Below are 23,942 nucleotides of genomic sequence, written 5' to 3' on the forward strand. Positions count from 1 at the left end.
CGCGAATGGAGGATGCGCCCGCCGCCGGCGATGCGCCCCCTGCCAGCGCGCGGTCGCGCCCCCTCCGGCAAAGGAGGGTCTCTGGAGCTTGACTGAGCGAACGGAGCGATGCAACAGGCCACCGGGACACCGTGACCGGACTGTCATTGATCGACAACGATCCGTCGCCACCCGACACCGGCCACCGGCATCGCAGGACGTCCGAACGAGGCCGCCACAGCCCACAGCCCGTGCGCCGTACCGCGCCCTCTGCGCCGTCCCCCGGCCGCCGTCCCTCGGCCCACCGGAGCGGGCCGCATCCGGGTCCACCCCCGCGCCGCGTCCGGATCGACGTCAGGCCCTCCTCTGCCCGGCTCCAGGCCGCGCAGCGTTCCACCGTCGGGCCGCTCCCGGTGGGCCTCGCGCCGACCGGTCCGCCGCCGAACCGCTGTGGCCACCCCCACCTCCCCCGGATCGTCTCCCCCGCCCCGAACAGCCGCCCCGCACTCCAAGCCCGGCCCCATCCCTGCCACGCCTGCCACTATCCGTTTCAGCCAATTCGCACGGGTTCGCGACGCTGCCTGGCATTTGCCACGTGCATACCCGCGGCCGCTGGCACCATGCACGACATGCCGCTGCTCCTGTTCGACCTCGACAACACGCTGCTCCCCAGGGACGCCGCCTTCCGAGCCTGGGCCCGGGACTTCCTGACCGAGCGAGGCCTCCCACCGGACGACCTCGACTGGCTGGTCACCATCGACGGCGGCGGGTACGTGCCGCGCAGCACCGTACTGTCCGCGATCCAGCGCCGCTACGGCCTGGACGACTCGCTCGACTTCCTGCTCGCCCACTTCCGACGCGGCATCAACTCCCACATCCACTGCCCCTCCCGCAACATCGACGCGCTGCGGGCGGCGCGTGCGGCCGGGTGGACGCTCGGCATCGTCAGCAACGGCAACACCCGGCCGCAGTTGGAGAAGATCCGCCGGACCGGGCTGGGACCGATGGTCGACGGCTGGGTCATCTCGGAGGAGGCGGAGTGCGTCAAGCCGGACCCGTTGATCTTCGAGATCGCCGCGCAGCGGTGCGGCATCGCGCCCACCGGCGACTGGGCTTCGAACACCTGGATGGTCGGGGACCACGCACCCGCCGACATCGCCGGCGCGGAGCTGACCGGGCTGCGCAGCGTCTGGCTGCACCACGGCCGCCCCTGGGCCGAGCCGGGCTACCGGCCGACGCTCAAGGCGGCCGGTCTGCCGGAGGCCGTCGGGCAGGTACTCGCCGCACGCAGCGCGCCGGGCGCCAGGCCCGGCATCCGGGCCGCCGGACCGGGCCACCGGCGGGCGGTGGGCACGGCCGCGATGGTAGGCGGCCGGCGGCTCCGGGGGCCCGCCGACGGGGCGGCGCCCGCAGCAGCGCTGTCCGGCGCGCGAACCGGCGCGCAGGCCCCGCTTTCCGCCCTGGACGGCCCGCGTGCGCCTGTTCCCGGGGGCCGCCCGGACAGCGGCGCTCCGGCCGCCGTGGCGGCCGTCCGTGTCTGAAACCGTTCTGCCGGAGTTGCCGCAGTCACCCGTGGCCGACCTACCGCCGAGGAGCGTCCGGGGAACACCGGCCGGGTGAGTCGCCGGCCGGACGGACGGCCCGGGCCCGACTGCGCCCGGCGCCGGACCGCCCGACGACCGACGACCGACCGCGGCGACCGACCGACGGCCCTGCTCGCCACCTTTACCGCGGCACGCGGGGCCGGGCACACGGGACCGGGCGCACGGCCTGCTACGGCTGCGCGGGGGCCGACTCCGCGGGGGCCGACCTCGTCCACCAGTGGCTGCGGGCCGCCACGGTGAAGCCGAGCTTGCGGTACAGCGGTTCTCCGAGGGCGGTGGCGAGCAGGGTCGCCGGGCGGTCGGGGTCCGCGGCGGCCAGGGCCGTCTCCAGGACGGCACGGGCCACGCCCCGGGAGCGGTGTTCGGGGAGCGTCGCGACCCAGTACACCCCGGTGGCGCGGCCGTCGTCGAAGGTCAGGCAGGCGCCGGCCAGTTCACCGGCGATCCTGGCCCGCCAGGCCCGGCAACCGGGTTCGTGCAGGAGGCGCTCGGGCAGCATCACACCCCGTATCCAGGGCTGGCGGTCCTCGATCGGGAAGCCGTCGACCACCGCGTGTTCGACCTCGGCGAAGGCGTCGGCGTCCAGCGCCTCATCTACCGTCAGGTCGCCGCCGGCCCGGGCGCCCGTCGACGGCAGCGCGCCGAGCAAGGGTGCTTCGAGCGCGCCGGGCTCACGGACCATCACGGGCATCGCCCGGCCGTGCGCGCAGCCGTGGCGCGACATGTCGAGTCCGAGGTAGGGGTCCTCCAGCGTGAGCCGGGTGGTGGACCACTCCACCAGCAGGGCCGCCAGTTCGTCTTCCAGCACGGCTGGTTGGTCATAGGGACGGGTCACCACGATGCGGTGGGCGTCGTCCGGGGTCCGGGCGCAGCGGACCGCGGTGAACCCGGGACGGATGAGGTGCTGCCACCCGTGGGCGCGCGCTTGGGCGAGCCAGAAGGCGGCGGCGTTGTCGTTGGCCTGTTCGAGCCGGCTGAGGTTGTTCACGACAGGACGGTAGCGCGGGCGACCGGCGTCCGATCCGCAGCCCTGGCACTGGCCGGATGGAGCCAGGGAGGCGCACACTTCGAGAGGCGTGCGCCCTCCCGTGCACCGCCTATTTTCGGTCAATCTCGCGCGACTCCCTCGCCCTTGGGCAAAGCCGCAGCCCAGACCCGCCGGCCGGGTACGCCGAAGCGGGGCACCCCAGGACCGGCCCCGCGACAACCAGCCACCGTTGCACCGGCCCCCTTCCCAGAAGGGTCGACGGGTGCCACGCTTCGTGATCGAATGCATCACGCCAAATTGCCATGTCGACATAGCGTCGGATGGTGAACTTGTCACAACGGCAACGGTCCACCCGATAGATTCGATCTTGGCCAGCAGTGCCGCACCACCACACCACACCACCGAGGGGGCTTGAGCGCCTTGAGCAGGGTGAGCAGGAGCGACGCGGGTCCTGACAGCGACCAGGCCGTGGCCGATATCGCGGGTCGGTCCGTGAGAGGCACCGGCGTTTCGGCCACCGCTGCCAACCCCCGTTCCCCCGGCACCTCCAGCGCCGCCCCATACGTCCCGTACACCTCGGTGAACACTCCGGCCTCACCGGCCTCACACACCCCCTCCGCACCAGCGGGCTCCGGCACAGGCACCTTCTCGGGCGCCCCGGAGCATGCCGGACGACCCGTCAGCCGACCTGTCGTCAGCCACGGCGGCCTCCAGGGCCAGGGGACGGCCGGGTATGCCGGCCCGTCGGTTCCCGGCCATCCTGGCGGTCACCCCGGAGCTCAGTCCGGCGCCCAGCCCGGCGGGCACCAGCTCGGCCGGGCGCTCGGCCATCCGGGCTCGGACGCGACGTTCCCGCCCTCCACCGGTCCGAGCGCCGCGACGACGCCCACCGGGCTGCCCGGAGGCACCTTCGGCCAGGGTCCGAGCGGGCAGGGTTCGGGCGGCCACAGCCCCAACCTCCACGGCCCCAACGGCCACAGCCCCGGCTCCCAGGGCCAGAGCGGCCAGAGCGGCCAGAACGCGAACGGCGGCGGCCCCAACAGCCAGGGCCAGGGCGGCCACGGCGGCCAGGGCGTCAACGGCCACGGCGGCTACGGCGCCGGCGGCGGATCCGGCCTGAACGGCCCCTCGGTCCCCCTGATGTCCGCCGCCCCCCGGAAGCTCTCGGGCCGGCGCCGGCGCGAGACCGTCGCGGTGCTGATCTTCGGCGGCGCCCCGATCTTCGAGAGCTCGATCCCGCTCTCCGTCTTCGGCGTCGACCGCCAGGACGCCGGAGTGCCCCGCTACCGCCTGCTGGTCTGCGCCGGCGAGGAGGGGCCGCTGGCCACGACCGGAGGCCTCACCCTCTCCGCTCCGTACGGGCTGGAGGCGCTCGCCCGGGCGGGCACCATCGTCGTCCCGGCCTGGCGCTCGATCTCGCAGCCGCCGCCGGTCGAGGCGATCACCGCCCTGCGCAAGGCCCACCACGAGGGCGCGCGGATCATCGGCCTCTGCACCGGCGCCTTCGTGCTCGCCGCCGCCGGCCTGCTGGACGGCCGCCCCGCGACCACCCACTGGATGTACGCGCCGACCCTGGCCAAGCGCTATCCCCGGGTCCACGTCGACCCGCGGGAGCTCTTCGTCGACGACGGCGACGTGCTGACCTCGGCCGGCACCGCCGCCGGAATCGACCTCTGCCTGCACGTGGTGCGCAGCGACCACGGCGCCGAGGCCGCCAACGCGCTGGCCCGCCGACTGGTGGTGCCCAGCCGCCGCAGCGGCGGAGGCCAGGCCCAGTACATCGATCAGTCTTTACCGGAGGAGATCGGCAACGACCCGCTCGCCGAGGTGGTCACCTGGGCGCTGGAGAACCTCAACCAGCAGTTCGACGTCGAGGTGCTGGCCGCGCGTGCCTACATGAGCCGGCGGACGTTCGACCGCCGGTTCCGCACGCTCACCGGCAGCGCCCCGCTGCAGTGGCTGATCACCCAGCGGGTGCTCCAGGCGCAGCGGCTGCTGGAGACGTCGGAGCTGTCGGTGGACGATGTCGCCCGCCGCTGCGGCTTCCGGTCGCCGGTGGCGCTGCGCGGGCACTTCCGGCGCCAGCTCGGGGTCTCGCCGGCCGCGTACCGGACCAGCTACCGGGCCCGTCGCCCCGGCTCGGCCTCGCCGACGCCGGCGCCGCTGCACGCCGGTGACCTCCGGCTGGCCGGTGCCGTGCCGGCGTCGGCCGCGGCCCATGCCGCGGCGGCCCTGGCGGCCGCCGCCACGGCGGCGGGCGGGGTGGTCCCCGGCCAGCACGGGCCGGCACCCGCACTGCCGTACCCCTCCGGCGGCCCGGGCCAGCACGGCTCGCTCGGGCAGCACGGCCAGCACGGCCAGCCGTCCGGGCAGGGGGTGCACGCACGTGCCGCCCAGCCCTACCCGCATCCGCAGGCGGCCCACCAGCCGCACTCCGGCCAGCCGGGGACGGGGCGGGGCCCGGCGCGGCCGCCCCTGGTCCCGCCGCAGGCCGGTCCCGGGGCGGGCCGGCCGCCGCGCACGGCGGAGCACGCCGCGGCGGAGGACGGTCAGCCGCAGCCCGGGGCCCGCGGTCAGGGACAGGGGCACCGCAGCGCGGCCGAGCGACCGTCGGAGGACGGCTCCGGCGGCCGGGGGCACGGTGCGGCCACCGGCCGGGCGTCGGCGTCGGCCGCGCCGGCGACGCCGGAGGGCCGGGCCCGCCAGGCCCTCGCCCCCCAGGTCCGACCGCAGGGCGGCCGGGCCGCGAGCCCGGACGGGTCCCGAGAGCCGCGTGACCCCCGTCCCGCCCGGGACGGTCACCAGGCTCACCCGGTCCACCCCGCCCACCAGGCCGGTACGGCCCGGGAGGCGCACGAGCCGGACGGCCACGGTCAGGACGCGCACGGCTCCGAGTCCTGCGCCCCGGCACCCCGCTCGGCTCCTTCGGTGCCCGTGGCGCGTGATCGCGCCGTAGGGTGAGTGGCGTGAATGACCGTTTGGTATGGATCGACTGTGAAATGACAGGCCTCGACCTCGACCGGGACGCCCTGGTCGAGGTCGCGGCGCTGGTGACGGACTCCGAGCTGAACGTCCTCGGCGAGGGCGTCGACGTCATCATCCGCCCGCCCGCCGAGGCCCTGGCGAACATGCCCGAGGTGGTACGCACCATGCACACCTCCTCCGGGCTGCTCGACGAGCTGGAGCATGGCGTCACGCTCCCCGAGGCCGAGGCACTCGTCCTCGCCTATGTGCGCGAGCACGCGCCGGAGGCCGGGCGGACGCCGCTGTGCGGGAACTCCGTGGCGACCGACCGCGGCTTCCTGTCCCGGGACATGCCGGCTCTGGAGGGGCACCTGCACTACCGGATCGTCGACGTCTCCTCGATCAAGGAGCTGGCCCGCCGCTGGTACCCGAGGGCGTACTACAACAGCCCGCAGAAGGGCGGCAACCACCGGGCGCTCGCGGACATCCGCGAGAGCATCGACGAACTGCGGTACTACCGCGAGGCGGTGTTCGTCCCCCAGCCCGGCCCGGACACCGACACCGCGCGCGCGATCGCCGAGAAGTACCACGCCCCGACGGACTGACCCGTCCGCACCTCCCGGGCCGGACGCGAAGGCCGCCGCCGGCCCCGGGAGGGTCCGCATCGGGTTGATGGAAAGGCCCGCACCGGGCTGATGGAAACCCTGGCGCGAGCACCCTTCCGGATCCTGTATTGTTCTTCCTGTCGGAACGGGAACGCGAAGAGCGGGAACGAGCCGGACAGATGGTGGGTGTAGCTCAGTTGGTAGAGCACCTGGTTGTGGTCCAGGTGGCCGCGGGTTCAAGTCCCGTCACTCACCCCAGAGCCTGAGGGGCCGATCTCTTCAAGAGATCGGCCCCTCAGGCGTTTTCGCGTTCCCATGACCTCCCGCCTCCTCCCGGTTCCCGCGGTTTCCCCTCCGGGAGGCCTGCCGCCAGAAGCTACCGACTAGTAACATTGCTGCCATGACCACACCTTCGATCGGCCAGCTCCTCGACTCGACCGTGCCGATGGCACGCACCCTCAAGCTGGAGTACCTGGAGACGACGCCGGAGCGTGCCGTCCTCCGGCTGCCGGACCAGCCCGAGTACCACAACCACGTCGGCGGCCCGCACGCCGGCGCGATGTTCACCCTCGCCGAGTCGGCGAGCGGCTGCATCGTGCTGGGCGCCTTCGGTGACCAGCTCTCGCGGGCCGTGCCGCTCGCGGTGAGCGCCGAGATCTCCTACAAGAAGCTGGCCATGGGCACGGTCACCGCCACCGCGGTGCTGGGCCGTCCGGCCGCGGACATCGTCGCCGAGCTCGACAAGGGCGAGCGGCCGGAGTTCCCCGTCACCGTCGAGATCACCCGTGCCGACGGCGCCGTGACCGGCATCATGACCGTCATCTGGACGCTGCGCCCCAACTCCTGATCCCCGCAGGAGCCCTGGCCCGGTCACCGGGTCCGTCGGCGGGACCGGCGAGCCGATGACACCTGGTCCGCGTGATGACTGTCCGTGACGACGCCCGTGACCTCACGGCCCGTTCGCTCGTTCTCAACTCACGTGCGAGCCAATCACGCGACCAAGGCCCCGGAACCCGTCCGACGCGCCGTCGGTGCCGCCCGGCGCCCCGGCGGCCGGTGGCTGCCCCGCCCGCGTGTCGTCGCCGCGGGCGGGGCGCTCCTCGCGCAGCTCTGGGGCCTGGGAGCGGCCGGCGCCTACGCGGCGGCGGCCGGGCCGCTGCCGGAACCCGTCAGCCGCACCGTCGGCCGGACGCTGGACGGCGGCCCGGTCCTCGACGGGGGGTCAGCCGGGCACCCCGTGGGCGCGGCCGGTCAGGGCGCGGCGCCGCACTCCCCCGGTCCGGCGCCCAGCGGGCAGGCAGCCGCCCACCGACCCTCCGCCGATCAGCCGTCCGCCGACCCGGCACCCGCCGGACAGTCGGGCCCGGGCCAGGCGGCCCCCGGCCGCACGCCGCCCGGGCAGGCCGCGTCGCCCGGCGTCCTCGGCCGGCTCGCCGAACCGGCCACCGCGGCCGTGCCCGTGCCCGGTCTCAGCGCCGCGGCCGCACCCGTCGGCGGCCTGCTCCAGGACCGGATCAGAGCGGGCGACCTGCCGCTGCCCGGTCAGCGGGCCTCCGTCCCGGACGCCTTCGCGATCGCCTCCGGGCTGCTCGCCGCCGTGCCGGCCCAGACCCGCTCCGCCGAGACCCGCGCCTCCCGGGACGCCGACACCGGCGAGCCGGCCGCCGAACCCGGTCGGACGGGGGTCGGCGGCGCTCCGGCCGGACCGTCCGCCCCGACCGCCACCGGGTCGCACGGCCCCGCCGCTCCGCCGCCCGACCGCGAAACCGCCGACCGTCGGGCGCAGACCGTGGGAAACCCCGGGGCAGGCGGCGGCGAGAGTGCCCGGACCGCCGTCGCCGACCGGTCCGCGCCGCACGAGAGCCCGGCCGTCACCGGCACGGCCGCCGAGTTCGCCGGGCACGGCCTCTCCGGCACCGGGACAGCCGTACTGGCGCCCATCGCGGCCGGGTTGCTGCTCACCGGCGCCGCGATGTGCAAGCACCGGGGGCTGCCGCGCGGGCACTGAGCCGGCCCTTGCGCGCCCAGGCCCGACCGGCGCCCGACGAGGTCCGGCGGCCGGGCGTCGCCCCCGCTGTGGGGACGGCTCCCCCAGGGCGCCCTGGCGCTGAGGCGCGCAGGCGTCTAGGGCCTGCCTTCGGACTCCCGCCGAACACCCGGAGACGGGCGGGGCGGGAGACGGGTGGGCGGGAGCCGGGCGGCGCAGGCCGGGCGCGCCCCGACGTCTACCGGAAGACCTCCGGCGGCGGGGCCGGGGAGGGGGCGGCGGTGACGTCGGTGGCGGGCGCCGCACCGGCGGCGAAGTCGGCCAGCGCGCGGCCGTGTTCGACCCGGCCGAGGGCGGCGTCCGAGGCCACCTTGCGGCTCAGTTCGGCGATCGGGAGGGACGTGTGCGCGGCGGCCAGGATCAGGTTCCCGAACCGCTTCCCGCGCAGCACGGCGGGGTCCGCGACCAGGCAGAGCTCCGGGAAGACCGCACCGAGGGTGGCGATCTGCGAGCGGGCGAAGGACAGGGCCGACCCGTCGGCGATGTTCACGGCGTACCAGCCGCCCGGGGCGAGCGCGCGGGCGGCCAGTGCGGTGAACTCGACGGTGGTGCAGTGGGCCGGGACGCGGGCGCCGGAGAAGACGTCGGCGATCACCAGGTCGACGGTGCCCTCGGGGGTCCGCTCCAGGACGCTGCGGGCGTCCGCGCCGCGGACCTTGATCTGCCAGCCGCGTTCCAGCGGGAGTTCGGTCCGGACGAGCTCGGTGAGCGCGGTGTCGATCTCGGCGACCTGCTGGCGGGAGCGCGGGCGGGTGGCCGCCACGTAGCGGGCCAGGGTGAGGGCGCCGCCGCCGAGGTGCAGGACGGTGACCGGCCGGCCGGGCGGAGCGACCAGGTCGATCAGGTGGCCGAGCCGGCGCTGGTACTCGAAGCCCAGGTGGCTCGGGTCGGCGAGGTCGACCATCGACTGCGGGGCGCCGTCGATCAGCAGCGACCAGGCGGCGGGACGGTCACGGTCCGGGCGGAGTTCGGCCAGCCCGGAGTCGACGGGACGGGTGAGCGCCCCCTGGGCGTGCGTGCGGCCGCCGGGGCCGGTGACCGCCGACTGCGGCTCCGCCGCCGTACGGCCCCTGTCGGTACGGCCCTTGTCGGTACGGGCCTTGTCCGTGCCGCGGCCGGCCCTGCTGCTTCGTCCCATACCGGCCATTATCGCCGTCGTGCCGAAGGTCTCCGCAGCTCAGCGAGGGACCGGCGGAAGGAGGAGAGGGGGGGCCGGTCCGGAAGCGGTCCGGGTGGCCCCGCCCGACGACGGGCACGACGTGTCTCCGCGGCCCGGGCAGCATGGGCGGCACCGTTCGGTGCGGGCCTTCCTGACGGGCCTCGGAAGGGGTCTCAGAACGGTCCGAGGCCGCCGGCGGTCAGGGTGCAGGCGGCCTCGCAGAGCGCCGAACGCAGGACCCAGGCGTCGGTGGGGCGGGCGGTGAAGTCCGCTCCGACCGGTGGCATCACCCAGCGCGGATCGGTGGCGGGCAGGAGCAGGGCGCCGGCGGTACACGAGCTGCCGGGCAGGTGCCACGTCTCGGAGGTGCCGGCCGGGACGAAGAAGGAGACCGTGCTGCCGTTGCGGCTCTGCAGCGCCGCACCGCAGGCCCGGCGCAGCCGCAGGATGTCGACCGTCTCCAGGCCGTGCCGCAGCGCCACCGTGACGGTGTCGCAGCCGGTGACCACCACACCGCCCTCCGCGCCGAGCCGGCGGGCCGGCCCGCTGCCGCCGCCGTACGGGGCCCGGCCGCCCTCCAGGGGCCCGCGGCCCGGGCCGCGGTCGTCGGCCGCCTCGGGCAGCAGGGCGGGGGCGGCGGCCGCCAGCACCCCTCCGGCGACCAGGCGGTGGTACTGCGGTACTCCGATGGCCATCACGGGCTCTCCTGTCACCTCGTCCGATCGGAAGTGCCGCTGCTCCGGGGCGGGGGCCGCCACTGCGGGCGGTGGGCCTGGGCGACGACCGGGGCTTCCACGTAACAGGACAACGCCGGGGACACGGTCGAGGCCACGGGGCGCCTTACAGCAAGGCATGGCATTTCATGGCAGATCCAGGCAACAGCGCCCGGTTTGACCGCAATTGACAGCACATCATCCACAAACGCGCTGTGTCCAGTCGGTGACTCCGGGTACTGTCGGTTGCGAGCCCGGGCCCATCCAGCCCCACCGGGCCCACCCGCTGGCCGGCCCCACCGGGCCACCCGCGGCCGAGCGGAGTCCACGCGACCGAGCGGGCCCCGGTCGGCCGACGGGCCGCACGGCACCACCACCGGGCCGAACCACCGTACCCAGGACCGACACCCTCCGGAACCGCCCCACTTCGCACCAGCACCCCGCACGACCACGGAGCGCACCATGGCAGCCACCCCACCGGCCGAGCCGAACCGCCCGTCACCCAACACCGTGATGCGCGCACTGCGCGGCGACCGTTCGCCGGGCGAGTTCGCGATGGCCGTACGACGGGCCGCCCGCGAGATCGGCGAGCACGTCTCCTGCGACGCCCGCTACGTAGGGCGGGTCGAGGCGGGCGAGATCCGCTGCCCCAACTACGCCTACGAGCGCGTCTTCCGGCACATGTGGCCGGACCGCTCGCTGGCCGACCTCGGCTTCGCCCCCCGCACCTCCGTCCGCCGCCGCTCGGCGGACGGCGGTGCGGGCTCCGCACCACCCCGGCTCCACCCGCAGTTCCCGCCCCTGCCCGCCCCGCGCTCGCCGCACTCCATCCAACTCCCGTACGCTGCCTCGCCGTACGCGGAACCACCCCCACCGGACGGACCTGCGTCGCCGAGGTCCCCGGCGTCACTCCGGGGGCCCGATGGACCGCACCATTTCGACGAGGAGAACGACGACGTGCGTCGCCGTACGTTCCTGGCCGGCGGCCCGGCCGCGCTGGCCACCGTGATCGGCATCGACCGGCCGGCCTGGGCCGCCGACCGCGCCGCCCCGGGCACACCCGGGGCCGAGGAGACCGCCCGACCCGGCGCCGCCCCGGGCCTGTTCGACCCCGAGCCGGGCACCGGCTTCGTCCCGGGCCGCCCCGGGCCGGTGCCCCCGCCCCGCCGGATCGGCGCCGCGGAGGTGCTCGACGTCGAGCAGGCCGTCCGGGACATCCGGCTGGCCGACGACGTGTACGGCGCCGACGCCCTGTTCGAGTTGGCCGGGCAGTCGCTGCGCACCGCCTACGTGCTGCTCAACGAGGGCGAGTACAGCGCCGAGACGGAGCGAAGACTTCAGGCCGGTGCCGGCGAACTCGCGATCTCGGTGGGCTGGCTGGCGCACGACTCGAACCGCTTGGCGGACGCCCGGTCGCTCTACGCCGAGGCGCTCGCCACCGCCCGGATGGCGGGCGACTCCGCCCTGGAGGCGCACGTGTTCTGCAACAGCGCCTTCCTCGCCCGGGACGCCGGACGCCCCCGCGAGGCGCTCCGCGCCGCCCAGGCCGGGCAGGCCGCCGCCCGGCAGCTGGACTCCGACCGGCTGCTCTCCCTGCTGGCCATGCGCGAGGCCGGCGGCTGGGCGCTGCTGCAGGACCGGGCCGCCTGCGAACGGGCGATCGGCCGGGCGTACACGCTGTTCGACCGCGGCCCCTCCGAGGCCGACCCCGAGTGGATGTCCTTCTTCGGCGAGGCCGAGATCGCCGGGCTGCAGTCCCAGTGCTGGTCCGCGCTGGGCGACTGGGACCGGGCCAGCGAACAGGCGGGGCTGGCCATAGCCCTCCAGGAGCCGCACTTCGTGCGCAACCGCGTGCTGTACACCGCCGAGCTGGCGCACGACCGCCTCGGCCGGGGGGACGTGGCCGGCGCCGCCGGCCACGGCACGGCCGCCGTGGCCCTGTTCGGCGAGGTCCGCTCGGCCCGGATCCGCAGCATGCTGGCGGACACCGCCGAGCGGCTGCGCCCGCACCGGACGGTGCCGGAGGTCGGCCGGTTCCTGACCGAGTACGACCTCGCGGCGGCCGCCTGAGCGGGCCGGTGCCGGCGGTCGCCGGTGCCGGCGACCGCGCCCCGCCCCTGACCGACCGTCGGACGCGGGGCGCGGCGGCCGGTCAGTGCTGCACGCCCTCCAGGTGGCTGAGGTCGTTCCAGACCTCGACCGCCGGTGCGCCGTACTCCCAGGACAGCACGCAGAGCGCCGCCGTCCCGAGCTTGAAGCGCTGGGCGTACTCGGGCGGCAGCCCGAGCCAGCGGGCGGTCAGGATGCGCAGCAGGTGGCCGTGCGCGAAGAGCACCACGTCGCGGTCGGCGCCGTGCATGACCGTGGTCGCCTCGTCCGGCACGCCGTGCTCGTCGTTGAGGCCGGCGAGGAAGCCGTCCACCCGGGCGGCGACCTCGGACAGCTTCTCGCCGCCGGGCACGCCGTCCCGCCAGATCAGCCAGCCGGGGTGGTCGGTGGCGCGGATGTCCTGACCGGTCCGGCCCTCGTACTGGCCGTAGTCCCACTCCAGCAGCTCCGGCCGGTCCACGGCGCGGTCGCCGAAGCCCGCCAGGGCGCAGGTCTCCTTGGCGCGGCCGAGCGGGCTGGTGTAGACGAGGGCGTCCGGCAGGCCGTTCCAGGGGGCATCGGCCAGGCGGGCGCCGAGCGCCCGGGCCATCGCGCGGCCCTCCTCGGTCAGCGGGATGTCGGTCCGGCCGGTGTGGCGGCCGGTGGCCGACCACTCGGTCTCGCCGTGGCGGACCAGGACGATTCGGGCGGGCATGAGTGGCTCCTCGCAGCGGGGCGGTGGCAACGGTCGGTCTCACCATTGAGCACCGGCACTCCATGATCCCTCACCTGCGGACCTCCTACGAGCCCGGGCGCCGCCGCAGCGAATCGGCCCCCGGGTGGGCGGCGACCGGCACACCCGCCCGCCCACCGCCCGGAATCGGCGCGGATGGCCGCGGATGGCCGGACCGGACCGGATTGTCGGACCCGGGTGCGACACTGGGCCGCACCATGAACGTCTCGACGAACGTCCCGTCCCACGGGCACTTTGAGCCGCTCGCCCAGCGGCTCGCCGACCTGCGCGGTCCCGCACCGCAGCGCAGCCTGAACGCCCGCGCGCTCGCCGCGCTCGCCGCCAATCCGGGCTGTCACCGCCGCGCCGTGCTCGACGCCGCCGGGGTCGACAAGTCGGCGCTGGCCGCCCGGCTCGGCCGGCCCGCCCCGTTCGGCCAGTCCCCGTTCGCCCTCGCCCGCGGCGTGATCTTCGAGTCACGGCTGAAGGAGGACGACTACACGGCGCTGCTGGAGCCGCTGCGCCGCCACCTCGGCCTGCCGGCCGACGGCGGCGCCCCGCTCGCCGTGCCCGATCTGCTGCGCCGATCCGGCCCCGCGGTCCGGGCCGAGCGGACGACCGCCGCACTGGCCGAGGCCGCCGCCGATCCGCAGGCCTGGACGCTGCTGGACCACCCGCTGCTGCGGCTCACCGTGGCCGGCAGCACCGCCTACCTGGAGCCGGACGCGGTCGTGGTGCACGGCGGGCGGTGCACCGTGATCGAGATCAAGTCCTTCCCGGTGCTGGACGGCAGTGCGGACCCGGCCAAGGTCGGTGCCGCCGCCCGCCAGGCCGCCGTCTACGTCCTGGCGCTCCAGGAGACGGCCGCCGCGCTGGCCGGCCGGGAGCCGGACCGCAACCCGTACGTCGAGCAGCGGCTGCCGGGCAGCCCCCGGCTGAGCGTGCTGCTGGTCTGCCCGAAGGACTTCAGCAACCGGCCGACCGCGGTGACCGTGGACGTCCGGCGCGAGCTGGCCACCACCCGCCGCCAGCTCAGCCGGATGACCGGCATCGGCCGGCTGCTGGACGCGCTGCCGCCGGGAGCCGGCTTCGACCTCGCGTCGGATCCGACGGGGGCCCCCGCCCGCTCGGCCGAGCAGCTGGCCGAGTCGGTCGAGGCGGTGCCGGCCGCGTACAGCCCGGACTGCCTCTCCACCTGCGAGCTGGGCTTCCACTGCCGTGCCCGGGCCCGCTGCGAGGACCGGGTCGAGCAGCTCGGCCGGGGCGTGCGCGGTGAGTTGGGCAGTATCCGGACCGTCACCGAGGCACTGGCCGCCGCCGAGGAGACCGGCCCCCGCCCCGAGGCCGCCCACCCCGAAACCACGGCCGCCGACGACAGCCCCGCCGACGCCGGCCACGACGACAAGCACGAGGACGACAGCGGCGACGGCAACGACGAGGCCGCCGCCCGGCTCGCGTACGCCGCCGCGCTGCGCGCCGAGGCGCTAGGCCGGCCGCTCGCCGCGCCCCCGGCGGAGGCGTTCGCCGGGGCCGGAGCCGCCCGATGAGCCTGCTCGGCACCCTCGCCCGGCTGGAGGCCGTCCGCAGCGGCCGGGCCGAGCCGCTGGCCACCGTCCGCCACCGGCACCTCGCCGAACGCCCGATGGTGGTCGTCCCGCTGACCGCCGCCGGCGAGGCGGGCGCGCCGCTGGCCGTGCTGCTGGGCACCGACCGCTCGGCGCCCCGGCTGCACATCGTCCCGCAGCCGCTCAACCGCACCCTGCGCTTCGACTTCCTGGCCGAACTGGCCGCCGACCTGCTGCCCTACCTGGAGTCCTTCGCCGACGAGGTGGAGCAGATCGAGGGTTCCGAGAAGGATCCGGAGACCGGCGAGAAGACGCAGGTCTTCCGCGAGCTGTGCGCCGACGCGCCGCAGCTGATCGTGCCCAACGCCGCGGGCGTGCACCACCTCGCCCTGCTCGGCCGCTCCACCCGCTTCCGCCGCACCGTGGAGGACGACGAGCCGGGCCCCTACCCGGCGCCGGCCCGGGTGCCGCTGCTCGGCCGCTGGCTGACCCACCTCACCGACCGGGCCCAGGTGCCCGGCTCCAGCCTGCTGCTGGCGATGACCGGCCTGCTCTCCCGGCACTGGGCGACCGGCCAGAGCCACCTGGAGGACCAGCACCTCGCCGCCCGGCTGGCCTGGCACGCGCCGCCGGCCGGCCTGACCGGGGCCGAGGCCGCCGAGCTGGCCGAGTCCGCGCGGGACGGGGCCGGCCAGCTGCTCCACCCGCCCGCCGGCCCGGCCACCGACCCGCGCTTCGACGAACTGGTGCTGGGCCCGGCCATCGCCCGCTACGACGCCGCCGCGGCCGCCCTGGCGCACGCCGCCCAGGAGCCCGGCGGCAGCGACGCGGAGCAGGCCCGGGCCGCCGTCCGGACGGCCGTCGAGCAGCTGCGCGCGGTGCTCTCCCGGGTGCTGCTGCCCACCTGGCACGACGTGTGGCACGGGCTGGACCTGCTCCGCGAGCTGCCGCCGGCCGGGCACCTGGCGGAGCGCTGGACGGGCGACCGCTGGTCCTACACCGGCCACCGGGACCGGCTGGCGGCCGGCGAGCCGCCGCAGCCCCGGCAGGACGACGCCGTGACGGCCGCCCGGAAGCTGGCGCAGCGCGAGCGCGAGCAGGCCCGGCTGGACGTCCAGGAGGCCTTGGACGACCCGCTGGCGATGGCCGAGCACCGGCTGGCCGGCGAGGCCTTCGCGGGTGTGGTCACCGAGGTGGTGCCGGACTACGACACCTCGGGGCGCTCGCCCAAGCCGCGTCCGCTGGTGACCGTCCGGACCGCCGACCGCCCGCACGCGGACCTCGGCCGGGAGGCGCACCGGGTCCGGGCCTCCCCCCTCGCGGACTCCGGTGTCGCGCCGAGCCCGCAGAAGGCGGTGATCACCGCGGTCGACCCGGTGGCGGGCACCATCACCCTGCGGGTGCTGTCCGGCATGGGGCGCCGGAAGGAGCCGGAGCCGGGCAGCCTGCCCGAGCCCGGCGAGCGGATCACCTTCACCCTGTTCGAACTGACCGTCCGCCAGTCCGCGCCGCTGCCCGAGCCGGACGACACGCCGTGGACGCACGGCGGCCCGCCCGGCGCCGCCGCCACCACCGGGCCGGCCGCCGCCGGCGCCGCAGCCGCCACCGCCGTCGAGGAGTGGGAGTGACCCGGCCGATGAACAGCGAGCAGGCCCCCGGGGCGGCCGCCGACGCCGCGGTGGCCAGGATCCTGGAGGCCACCGTCCGCCCGGCCGTCGGCGCCCCGCGCGGTGTGGTGGTCGACTCCCCGCCCGGCGCCGGGAAGTCCACCCTGGTGGTGCGGGCCGCCCGGGAGCTGGTCGAGGCCGGTGAGCGCCTCATGATCGTCGCGCAGACCAACGGACAGGTGGACGACCTGGTCGACCGGCTGGCCGAGAAGGCGCCCGGGCTGACGATCGGCCGGCTGCACGCGGCGGACTCCCGGCCCGGCCCCGAGGTGCTGCGGCACCCCAACGTCACGCCCTCCGACAAGGTGGCGGAGCTGGCCGAGCACGACGTGGTGGTCTCGACGGCCGCCAAGTGGCAGTGGGTGAGGACCGAGGCGCCGTGGCGGCACGCGATCGTCGACGAGGCGTACCAGATGCGCTCGGACGCCCTGCTCGCGGTGGCCCGGCTGTTCGAGCGGGCCCTGTTCGTGGGGGACCCGGGCCAGCTGGACCCGTTCACGGTGGTCGGCACCGAGCAGTGGGCGGGGCTGTCGTACGACCCGTCGAGCAGCGCCGTGGTCACGCTGCTCGCGCACAACCCGCAGATCGAGCCGCACCGGTTGCCGGTCTCCTGGCGGCTGCCGGCCAGCGCGGCGCCGCTGATCTCCGACGCGTTCTACCCGTACACGCCGTTCCGGTCCGGCACCGGGCCCGGCGACCGGCTGCTCACCGCCTCGGTGCGGCCGGACGGTTCCGCGCTGGACGCGGCGATCGACCGGGCGGCCGAGCACGGCTGGGCGCTGCTGGAGCTGCCCGCCCGGCACACCGTCCGGACCGATCCGCAGGCGGTGGCCGCCGTGGCGGCGACCGTCCGCCGGCTGCTGGAGCGCGGTCTGACGGCCCACTCCGAGCAGGGCACCGTCCCGCTCGCCCCCGGCCGGATCGCGGTCGGCACGGCCCACCGGGACCAGGCGGCGGCCGTCCGGGCGGCGCTGGTCAGGGCCGGCGTCCCGGTCGACCCGACGACCGGCCCGGCCGTCACGGTGGACACCGCCAACCGGCTGCAGGGCCGGGAGTACGACGTCACGGTGGTGCTGCACCCGCTCTCCGGGCGGCCGGACGCGACCGCCTTCCACCTGGAGACGGGCCGGCTCTGCGTGCTCGCCTCCCGGCACCGGCACGCGTGCATCGTGGTGGCCCGGGCCGGCATCGCCGAGCTGCTGGACGAGCACCCGGCCACCGAACCCGTCCAGCTGGGCGTCTCGGTCAAGTTCCCCGACGGCTGGGAGGCCAACCACCAGGTGCTGCAGCACCTCGCCGGGCACCGGGTACGGCTGGCGCGCTGAGCGGGCCGGCCGGGGGCGGTGGCCCGTTCCCGCAGGTCGGCGGCGCCTCCCGCCGGGTGCACGCCCCCGGCGCGCCGGGAGGGAATAGCGCCCGGACTCGCACCGTTCCGTTACCGGCAGTCGCCGCGAGACAATGGACGGCGGCCAGGACCGGGCGGCGTCCTCCCCGGCCGCCGCAGTCCGCCCCCACCGAGCCCCCGGAGGTGTCCGTCCATGCCCGACTCCCACGCCCAGGCGTCCGACCCGAGCCGTTCGACCGTGCCGGCCGGTCCGGGCGCAGGCGCCGGTGAAGCGCCCGCCCGCCGCCGGCGCCCGGTCCAGCTGCTGTTCGAGCCGAACCTCGCCGAGCCGGAGCCGGAGCGGTTCTTCGACCTGGAGTCGATAGAGGACCCGGCCGAGCTGCTGCGCCGCTCCACCGAGCTGGCGCTGGCCTTCCGCGCGGCCGCCGAGCGGGCCACCGACTTCCAGGCCGTCGCCGCCGCGCAGCTCGCGGACACCCGCCGGTTCGACGCGCTCTCCGAGGCCGAGATCGCCGAGCGGGCGGACTGGACGCCGGACTACGCGACCAAGATGATCGAGTACGGCCGCGGCCTGCTCCAGCCCCGCCGCCACGACGGCTGACCCCTCCCGGGGACCGGACCGCGATCGGGGGCCGGGCCGCGATCGGGTCGGCAACCTCGCCAGTGGCATATGCGGCGCGGCAGGGTACGCCGCTCCCCGCCGTGCTGTCCGGCGAACCACGCTTTCCCTCCCGGACACCCGGCGGACACCCCACTCTGCTGTCCGTGGACATCTGGACCTATCAGTCGGTGGAGTACGTCACGGTGGCCGGGGAGGCCTGGCTCGCCTCCGCCAGCGAGTACCCCCGCAGCATGCGCGCCCTCTGGGAGTCGCGCCCGTGGGCGCCCTCGGTGCTGCCCTGCGGGCGCGCCTTCGACGTGATCAGCATGCCGTCCCTGTTCGGCCGGCGGGTGCTGGACGAGCTGTGGACCTCCGGCCCCGGCTGCGGCCCGGTCGCCGTGTACCGGGGGCGCACCCTGCTGTTCGTCCGGCCCGGGGCGGCGGCCCGGCTGCGGCGGCTGCTCGCCTGGGAGGAGTGGGCCCGGGACGTCCCGCCGCTGCTCTGCCACGGCCGCGGCGACGCGGTGACCGTCCCGCCGGTGCAGCGGATGCTGCACAGCCCGGACTCGCCCGGTCTGGGTGCCGGGCGGTGGATCGTCGCCCCGGAGGCCCGGGAGCCGTGGCTGCCGGGCGCCTCGGTGGTGCTCTGGGCCTGCGTCCGGGCGGCCCGGGAGTCGGCCGAGCGGGCCGGTTCGACGGCCCTGCCGATGGGCTGAGCCCGGCCCCGCGGGTGGGCTCAGCCCGGTCGGCCGGTCGGCTGAGCCCGGCGCTGCCGGTGGGCCGGGCGCCGCGGCCGCCCCCGGCTCCGGGTATTCGATTTTGGCCGGGCCGCGCGCCGCTGCTAAAGTCTTCTCTGTCAGCAGGCGCCGCTAGCTCAGTTGGTTAGAGCAGCTGACTCTTAATCAGCGGGTCCGGGGTTCGAGTCCCTGGCGGCGCACAGACAGCCGGAAGGCCCCTTGCGAGAGCGAGGGGCCTTCCGGCGTTTTCCGGTCCTTGGGGCAGGTACGGGGTGCCGGACGGGTCGATCCCGTCCGGCACCCCGCGGGCTCAGCGGCCGCGCAGCGAGCGGTAGCGCGCGACCAGCTCCGCGGTGGAGCTGTCCAGCGCGTCGGCGCCCTCACCGGTCAGCAGCACCGGCTCGATCCGCTTGGCGAGCACCTTGCCGAGCTCGACGCCCCACTGGTCGAAGGAGTCGATGTTCCAGATCGCGCCCTGGACGAACACCTTGTGCTCGTACAGCGCGACCAGCTGGCCGAGCACCGACGGGGTCAGCTCCCCGGCCAGGATGGTGGTGGTCGGGTGGTTGCCCTTGAAGGTCTTGTGCGGGACCAGCTCGGCCGGCACGCCCTCGGCCGCGACCTCCTCCGGCGTCTTGCCGAAGGCCAGCGCCTGGGTCTGGGCGAAGAAGTTGGCGAGCAGCAGGTCGTGCTGGGCGACCAGGCCGTCGGGCAGGTCGGCGACCGGCCGGGCGAAGCCGATGAAGTCGGCCGGGATGACCTTGGTGCCCTGGTGCAGCAGCTGGTAGTAGGCGTGCTGGCCGTTGGTGCCGGGCGTGCCCCAGACCACCGGGCCGGTCTGCCAGCTCACCGGGTTGCCCTCGCGGTCCACCGACTTGCCGTTGGACTCCATGTCCAGCTGCTGGAGGTAGGCGGTGAACTTCGACAGGTAGTGCGAGTACGGCAGCACCGCGTGCGCCTGGGCGTCGAAGAAGGCCCCGTACCAGACGCCGAGCAGGCCGAGCAGCAGCGGGACGTTCTCCTCGGCGGGAGCGGTGCGGAAGTGCTCGTCGACCAGGTGGAAGCCGTCCAGCATCTCGCGGAAGGCGTCCGGGCCGATGGCGATCATCAGCGAGAGGCCGATCGCCGAGTCGTAGGAGTAGCGGCCGCCCACCCAGTCCCAGAACTCGAACATGTTGGCGGTGTCGATGCCGAAGTCCGCGACGCCCTCGGCGTTGGTGGAGAGGGCGACGAAGTGCTTCGCCACCGCCTCGGTGCCGGCGTCCAGGCCCGCGAGCAGCCAGCCGCGGGCGGAGACCGCGTTGGTGATGGTCTCGATGGTGGTGAAGGTCTTGGAGGCGACGATGAAGAGCGTCTCCGCCGGGTCGAGGTCGCGGACGGCCTCGTGCAGGTCGGCGCCGTCCACGTTGGAGACGAAGCGGACGTCGAGGTCGCGGTCGGCGAAGGAGCGCAGCGCCTCGTAGGCCATCGCGGGGCCGAGGTCGGAGCCGCCGATGCCGATGTTGACGACCGTGCGGATCCGCTTGCCGGTGTGGCCGCGCCAGTCGCCGCCGCGGACCTGCTCGGCGAAGGCCGCCATCTTGTCGAGGACGGCGTGCACGGCCGGCACCACGTTCTCGCCGTCCACCTCGACGACGGCGCCGCGCGGGGCGCGCAGCGCGGTGTGCAGGACGGCGCGGTGCTCGGTGTTGTTGATCTTCTCGCCGCGGAACATCGCGTCCCGCAGCCGGGCGACGCCGGTGGCCTCGGCGAGCTCGCGCAGCAGGGTCAGCGTCTCGTCCGTGACCAGCTGCTTGGCGTAGTCCACGTGCAGGTCGCCGACCTGGAGGGTGTAGCGGCGGCCGCGCTCCGGGTCGGCGGCGAACAGCTCGCGCAGGTGCGTCTCGCCCAGCTCCGCGCGGTGCTTGCCGAGGGCGGCCCACTGCGGGGTGCGGTCCAGGGGGGTACGGGAGTCGGCACGGGTCTCCGACATCGGTGGCTCCTCGTTTCATCTGGGTGCAGATACCGGCAGGGCCAGGCGGGAGGGTTTTCGCGAGGTCGTGCGGGTACTGATGGTGCGCCGACTCCGTTGACGGCCTGCCCGGGGCCAGCCTATGCAACGTCGGGACCACCTGCGCACATTCCGTTCGGGGACGCTCCGTGGCCCGGCGGCCACCGGCCCGGCGGGCCGACGCCGGGGTGCCCCCGGGCCGGCTGCGCGGGCGCCGCCGGCGCCCCCGGACGGCGCGTCACTTCCGTTCGGAGCGGAGGTCGAGCCCGCGCAGCACCCGGTCGACCAGCTCCGGGTCGGCGCCGAGCTCGCTGCGGGCGGCCAGCATCTCGCGCCGGGAGGCGGCGATCATCTCCTGCTCGACGCTGTACGCGGCGCGCCACTGGCTCAGCCGCAGCTTGGCCTCGCTGGCCTCCTCCTCGGCGTACTTCTCCGGGCAGAGCCGGGCCAGCCGGTCGTGCTGACGGTCCCGCAGGCGGTCGGCGACCTCGGCGGGCAGCTTGTCCTGCTCCTCCAGTTCGCCGAGCCGTTCGAGCCCGGCCCGGGCGGCCCGCCACCAGAGCTCGCGCACCGCCTGCTCGTGCTTGTCCTGGTCGATGTCCAGGTGCAGCCGCTTGGCCAGCCACGGCAGGGTGAGCCCCTGGACCAGCAGGGTGAAGAGGACGACGCTGAAGGCGATGAAGACCAGCCGGCCGCGTTCGGGGAAGCCCTCGCCGGAGTCGACGGTCAGCGGGACGGCCAGGGCGAGCGCGACGGTGGCCACCCCGCGCATCCCGGACCACCAGAGCACCACGCTCTCCTGCCAGCTGATCGGGGTGTCCTCCTCCACGTCGGCCCGCAGCTTCCGGGAGAGCCAGCCGGCCGGCAGCAGCCAGAGCAGCCGGGTCACGACCACGACGGCGATGACGGCGGCCGCGTCGCCGAGCATGCTCGTCCAGCCGGTGCCGGCCTCCTTCAGGACGGTGGCCAGCTCCAGGCCGATCAGGCCGAAGGCGACCCCGGTGATCAGGATCTCGACGATCTCCCAGAAGGCGTTGCCGACCAGCCGGTAGGAGACGGCGTCGGCCTCCGCGGCGCGTTCCGCCAGGTAGAGCGCGCAGACCACGACGGCGAGCACACCGGAGCCGTGGATCTCCTCGGCCAGGGTGTAGGCGGCGAACGGCACCAGCAGGTTGAGCGCGACCTGCTGGGTGGGGTCCTCCAGGAAGGAGGCGAGCTTGGCGTTGAGCCAGCCGAGGCCGACGCCGATGATGACGGCGAGGACGGCCGAGAGCACGAAGCGCAGCACCGCGTGGCCGGGCGAGAAGTCGCCGCTGACCACCGCGTCGATGGCCAGCGAGTAGATGACGATCGCGGTGACGTCGTTGAACAGGCCCTCGCTCTCCAGGATCGACACCAGCCGGCGCGGCAGGCCGATGCTGCCGGCCACCGCGACGGCGGCGACCGGGTCCGGCGGGGAGACCAGCGCGCCGACCGCGACGGCGGCCGCGACCGGCAGCGCGGGAAGCAGGGCGTGCACGGTGCCGGCGACCGCGGTGGTGGTGACCACCACCAGCGCGACCGCGAGCAGCAGGATGGAGCGGATGTTGGCCCGGAAGTAGCGGACCGAGGAGCGCCGGGCGACGGCGAAGATCAGCGGCGGCAGGACCAGCGGGAGGATCAGGTCCGGGTCGAGGGTGACGTCCGGGATCTGCGGGACCAGCGCCATGACGATGCCCAGCAGGGTCATCAGCACGGGCTGCGGCACGCCCGTCCGCCGGGCGAGCGGCATGGTCACGACGGAGGCGAGCAGCACCACGAAGAGCAGGGGCAGCTGGCCCACGGGGAGGTTCCTCTCGACGGCGGATCGGTGGCGGAGAGCGGGTGGCGGCGGGTGGCTGGCGGAGAGCGGGTGGCGACGGGCAGGTGGCGGACGACGGGGGCGGCCGGGCGCGACTCGGGCCGCCGTCGAGGATAAATCCGACAATGCGCTCAGTTGACGCAACACGCCGGAGGGCCCTTGACCTCAAGTCCGCTTCACCTTCGATGATCGGGGCGCAGGCAGGACCGAGAGCGCGGACCACGAGGCAGGAGCTCCAGATGAAGGCTGTGACCGTCCCCCGGTTCGGCGGCCCAGAGGTACTGCGGGTGACCGAGGTACCCACCCCCGCCGCCGGACCGGGCGAGGTGCGGGTCCGGGTCCACGCGGCCGGGGTGCAGCCCGCCGACCTCGCCGTCCGGGAGGGCTGGGCACCACCGGGCGTGCGGGTCGAGCTGCCCGCCGTCCCGGGCAACGAGTTCGCCGGGGTGGTCGACCAGCTCGGCCCCGACAGCCGGGGCTGGGCGGTCGGCGACCAGGTGCTGGGCTTCCGGCCGCTGAACAGCCACGCCGAGTTCGTCACCGTCGACGGCTCCCAGCTGGTCCCCAAGCCGGCCGGGATGCCGTGGGAGCAGGCGGGCTCGCTGTCCGCCTCCGGGCAGACCGCCCATGTCGCGCTGACCCTGCTGGGGGTCGGCCGGGGCGACACCGTCCTGGTGCACGGCGCCTCGGGCGGAGTCGGCACGGTCGCCGTCCAGCTCGCCCGCGCCTGGGGCGCCACCGTGATCGGCACCGCGAGCGAACGCAACCACGCCTATCTGCGCGAGCTGGGCGCGATCCCGGTCGGGTACGGGGACGGGCTGGTCGAGCGGGTGCGGGCGGTGGCGCCGCAGGGGGTGGACGCGGCCTTCGACGCGGCCGGGCGCGGCGCCCTGGAGGCCTCCGTGGAGCTGGTCGCCGACCGGGACCGGATCGGCACCATCGTGGACTTCCCGACCGCCGCGCGGCTCGGCCTGCGCATGTTGCGGGGGCCGCGGACGGCGGCCCGGCTGGCCGAGCTGGTCGAACTCTGGGAGGCGGGCGGTCTGCGGCTGGAGATCGCCGACACCTTCCCGCTGGAGCGCGCGGCCGAGGCGCACCGGATGGTCGGCACCGGCCACGTCCGGGGCAAGGTGGTGCTCACCCCGTGATCCCGGCGCGCCCCCGATCCCCGGACGCCGCGCCCCGGCCCCCGGCGGCGGGCCGGGGCGCGGGGGGGGGGGGGGGCCCCCACAATGGTTTTTTTTGTTTTCCCAATGAGGCTTCTCCCGTTCCACACGGCCCCCCCCTCCCCCGGTTCGTGAAACGCACTCCTTCCCC

General features: G+C 75.5%; 17 protein-coding genes, 2 tRNA genes and 1 pseudogene. 14 read left to right on the forward strand and 6 right to left on the reverse strand.

Features of this window, described 5'->3' with window-relative positions:
- Positions 1–608 precede the first annotated feature (608 nt).
- Positions 609–1,520 carry an HAD family hydrolase gene (locus ACZ4UX_RS21265; protein ID WP_465707803.1) on the forward strand — a complete coding sequence of 304 codons (912 nt, stop codon included), beginning with the start codon at positions 609–611 and terminating at the stop codon, positions 1,518–1,520.
- A 232-nt stretch (positions 1,521–1,752) separates the two neighbouring features.
- On the opposite strand, the gene ACZ4UX_RS21270 is transcribed toward ACZ4UX_RS21265, so the two are convergent.
- On the reverse strand, positions 1,753–2,571 hold the full coding sequence (locus ACZ4UX_RS21270) for a GNAT family N-acetyltransferase (protein ID WP_465707804.1): 819 nt from the start codon (positions 2,569–2,571) through the stop codon (positions 1,753–1,755).
- A gap of 1,140 nt (positions 2,572–3,711) precedes the next feature.
- On the opposite strand from ACZ4UX_RS21270, the pseudogene ACZ4UX_RS21275 reads away from it, so the two are divergent.
- From ACZ4UX_RS21275 to ACZ4UX_RS21295, 5 genes and pseudogenes are all read left to right on the forward strand, one after another.
- Positions 3,712–4,711, forward strand: a pseudogene (locus ACZ4UX_RS21275) (helix-turn-helix domain-containing protein); the annotation flags it as partial.
- An 826-nt stretch (positions 4,712–5,537) separates the two neighbouring features.
- Complete coding sequence (gene orn / locus ACZ4UX_RS21280) at positions 5,538–6,140, forward strand: oligoribonuclease (protein WP_465707805.1); 603 nt, start codon at positions 5,538–5,540, stop codon at positions 6,138–6,140.
- 182 nt (positions 6,141–6,322) lie between these two features.
- A tRNA-His gene (locus ACZ4UX_RS21285) sits at positions 6,323–6,398 on the forward strand.
- Positions 6,399–6,540: 142 nt separating this feature from the next.
- Complete coding sequence (locus ACZ4UX_RS21290) at positions 6,541–6,987, forward strand: DUF4442 domain-containing protein (protein WP_329487756.1); 447 nt, start codon at positions 6,541–6,543, stop codon at positions 6,985–6,987.
- A 132-nt stretch (positions 6,988–7,119) separates the two neighbouring features.
- Positions 7,120–8,148: a hypothetical protein gene (locus ACZ4UX_RS21295; RefSeq protein WP_465707806.1), complete on the forward strand. Its 1,029-nt coding sequence runs from the start codon at positions 7,120–7,122 to the stop codon at positions 8,146–8,148.
- A 217-nt stretch (positions 8,149–8,365) separates the two neighbouring features.
- On the opposite strand, the gene ACZ4UX_RS21300 is transcribed toward ACZ4UX_RS21295, so the two are convergent.
- Positions 8,366–9,325 (reverse strand): spermidine synthase, encoded by a 960-nt coding sequence (locus tag ACZ4UX_RS21300; RefSeq protein WP_465707807.1) that lies wholly within the window; start codon positions 9,323–9,325, stop codon positions 8,366–8,368.
- 194 nt (positions 9,326–9,519) lie between these two features.
- Positions 9,520–10,041 (reverse strand): hypothetical protein, encoded by a 522-nt coding sequence (locus tag ACZ4UX_RS21305; protein ID WP_465707808.1) that lies wholly within the window; start codon positions 10,039–10,041, stop codon positions 9,520–9,522.
- A gap of 480 nt (positions 10,042–10,521) precedes the next feature.
- On the opposite strand from ACZ4UX_RS21305, the gene ACZ4UX_RS21310 reads away from it, so the two are divergent.
- Entirely contained in the window at positions 10,522–12,129 is a 1,608-nt protein-coding gene (locus ACZ4UX_RS21310) for a tetratricopeptide repeat protein (protein WP_465707809.1), read from the forward strand.
- Positions 12,130–12,211: 82 nt separating this feature from the next.
- Here ACZ4UX_RS21310 and ACZ4UX_RS21315 read toward each other — a convergent pair whose 3' ends face one another.
- The gene (locus ACZ4UX_RS21315) at positions 12,212–12,862 is read right to left on the reverse strand and encodes a histidine phosphatase family protein (RefSeq protein ID WP_465707810.1); all 651 of its coding nucleotides are present in this window, start codon (positions 12,860–12,862) and stop codon (positions 12,212–12,214) included.
- Positions 12,863–13,098: 236 nt separating this feature from the next.
- Here ACZ4UX_RS21315 and ACZ4UX_RS21320 point away from each other — a divergent pair, with 236 nt between their 5' ends.
- The 6 genes from ACZ4UX_RS21320 to ACZ4UX_RS21345 all read left to right on the forward strand — a co-directional run bounded on the left by ACZ4UX_RS21320 (position 13,099) and on the right by ACZ4UX_RS21345 (position 18,995).
- Positions 13,099–14,427 (forward strand): hypothetical protein, encoded by a 1,329-nt coding sequence (locus ACZ4UX_RS21320; RefSeq protein WP_465707811.1) that lies wholly within the window; start codon positions 13,099–13,101, stop codon positions 14,425–14,427.
- Positions 14,424–16,073 carry a hypothetical protein gene (locus ACZ4UX_RS21325; RefSeq protein ID WP_465707812.1) on the forward strand — a complete coding sequence of 550 codons (1,650 nt, stop codon included), beginning with the start codon at positions 14,424–14,426 and terminating at the stop codon, positions 16,071–16,073. Before ACZ4UX_RS21320 ends, ACZ4UX_RS21325 begins: the two co-directional genes overlap by 4 nt.
- 8 nt (positions 16,074–16,081) lie before the next feature.
- Positions 16,082–17,437, forward strand: coding sequence for an AAA family ATPase (locus ACZ4UX_RS21330; protein ID WP_465707900.1), 1,356 nt, complete (start codon positions 16,082–16,084; stop codon positions 17,435–17,437).
- A gap of 213 nt (positions 17,438–17,650) precedes the next feature.
- Positions 17,651–18,058, forward strand: a complete 408-nt coding sequence (locus ACZ4UX_RS21335) for a hypothetical protein (protein ID WP_465707813.1) — start codon at positions 17,651–17,653, stop codon at positions 18,056–18,058.
- Between the two features lie 62 nt (positions 18,059–18,120).
- Complete coding sequence (locus ACZ4UX_RS21340) at positions 18,121–18,774, forward strand: bifunctional DNA primase/polymerase (RefSeq protein ID WP_465707814.1); 654 nt, start codon at positions 18,121–18,123, stop codon at positions 18,772–18,774.
- A 147-nt stretch (positions 18,775–18,921) separates the two neighbouring features.
- A tRNA-Lys gene (locus ACZ4UX_RS21345) sits at positions 18,922–18,995 on the forward strand.
- 110 nt (positions 18,996–19,105) lie between these two features.
- On the opposite strand, the gene pgi is transcribed toward ACZ4UX_RS21345, so the two are convergent.
- Both pgi and ACZ4UX_RS21355 read right to left on the reverse strand, forming a co-directional pair.
- Positions 19,106–20,767: a glucose-6-phosphate isomerase gene (pgi, locus tag ACZ4UX_RS21350; protein WP_465707815.1), complete on the reverse strand. Its 1,662-nt coding sequence runs from the start codon at positions 20,765–20,767 to the stop codon at positions 19,106–19,108.
- A gap of 256 nt (positions 20,768–21,023) precedes the next feature.
- Positions 21,024–22,607, reverse strand: coding sequence for a Na+/H+ antiporter (locus ACZ4UX_RS21355; protein WP_329487767.1), 1,584 nt, complete (start codon positions 22,605–22,607; stop codon positions 21,024–21,026).
- Positions 22,608–22,864: 257 nt separating this feature from the next.
- Here ACZ4UX_RS21355 and ACZ4UX_RS21360 point away from each other — a divergent pair, with 257 nt between their 5' ends.
- A complete protein-coding gene (locus ACZ4UX_RS21360) occupies positions 22,865–23,773 on the forward strand; it encodes an NADP-dependent oxidoreductase (protein WP_465707816.1) in 909 nt (302 codons plus the stop codon).
- Positions 23,774–23,942: the final 169 nt, after the last annotated feature.

The organism is Kitasatospora sp. NPDC028961, assembly GCF_055564815.1.

Excerpts from the sequence above, each read along its gene's own strand:
- ACZ4UX_RS21265 (WP_465707803.1), top strand. The coding sequence starts at position 609 with ATGCCGCTGCTCCTGTTCGACCTCGACAACACGCTGCTCCCCAGGGAC.
- ACZ4UX_RS21290 (WP_329487756.1), top strand. The coding sequence starts at position 6,541 with ATGACCACACCTTCGATCGGCCAGCTCCTCGACTCGACCGTGCCGATG.
- ACZ4UX_RS21300 (WP_465707807.1), bottom strand. The coding sequence starts at position 9,325 with ATGGGACGAAGCAGCAGGGCCGGCCGCGGCACGGACAAGGCCCGTACC.
- ACZ4UX_RS21305 (WP_465707808.1), bottom strand. The coding sequence starts at position 10,041 with ATGGCCATCGGAGTACCGCAGTACCACCGCCTGGTCGCCGGAGGGGTG.
- ACZ4UX_RS21310 (WP_465707809.1), top strand. The coding sequence starts at position 10,522 with ATGGCAGCCACCCCACCGGCCGAGCCGAACCGCCCGTCACCCAACACC.
- ACZ4UX_RS21315 (WP_465707810.1), bottom strand. The coding sequence starts at position 12,862 with ATGCCCGCCCGAATCGTCCTGGTCCGCCACGGCGAGACCGAGTGGTCG.
- ACZ4UX_RS21320 (WP_465707811.1), top strand. The coding sequence starts at position 13,099 with ATGAACGTCTCGACGAACGTCCCGTCCCACGGGCACTTTGAGCCGCTC.
- ACZ4UX_RS21325 (WP_465707812.1), top strand. The coding sequence starts at position 14,424 with ATGAGCCTGCTCGGCACCCTCGCCCGGCTGGAGGCCGTCCGCAGCGGC.
- ACZ4UX_RS21330 (WP_465707900.1), top strand. The coding sequence starts at position 16,082 with ATGAACAGCGAGCAGGCCCCCGGGGCGGCCGCCGACGCCGCGGTGGCC.
- ACZ4UX_RS21335 (WP_465707813.1), top strand. The coding sequence starts at position 17,651 with ATGCCCGACTCCCACGCCCAGGCGTCCGACCCGAGCCGTTCGACCGTG.
- pgi (WP_465707815.1), bottom strand. The coding sequence starts at position 20,767 with ATGTCGGAGACCCGTGCCGACTCCCGTACCCCCCTGGACCGCACCCCG.
- ACZ4UX_RS21360 (WP_465707816.1), top strand. The coding sequence starts at position 22,865 with ATGAAGGCTGTGACCGTCCCCCGGTTCGGCGGCCCAGAGGTACTGCGG.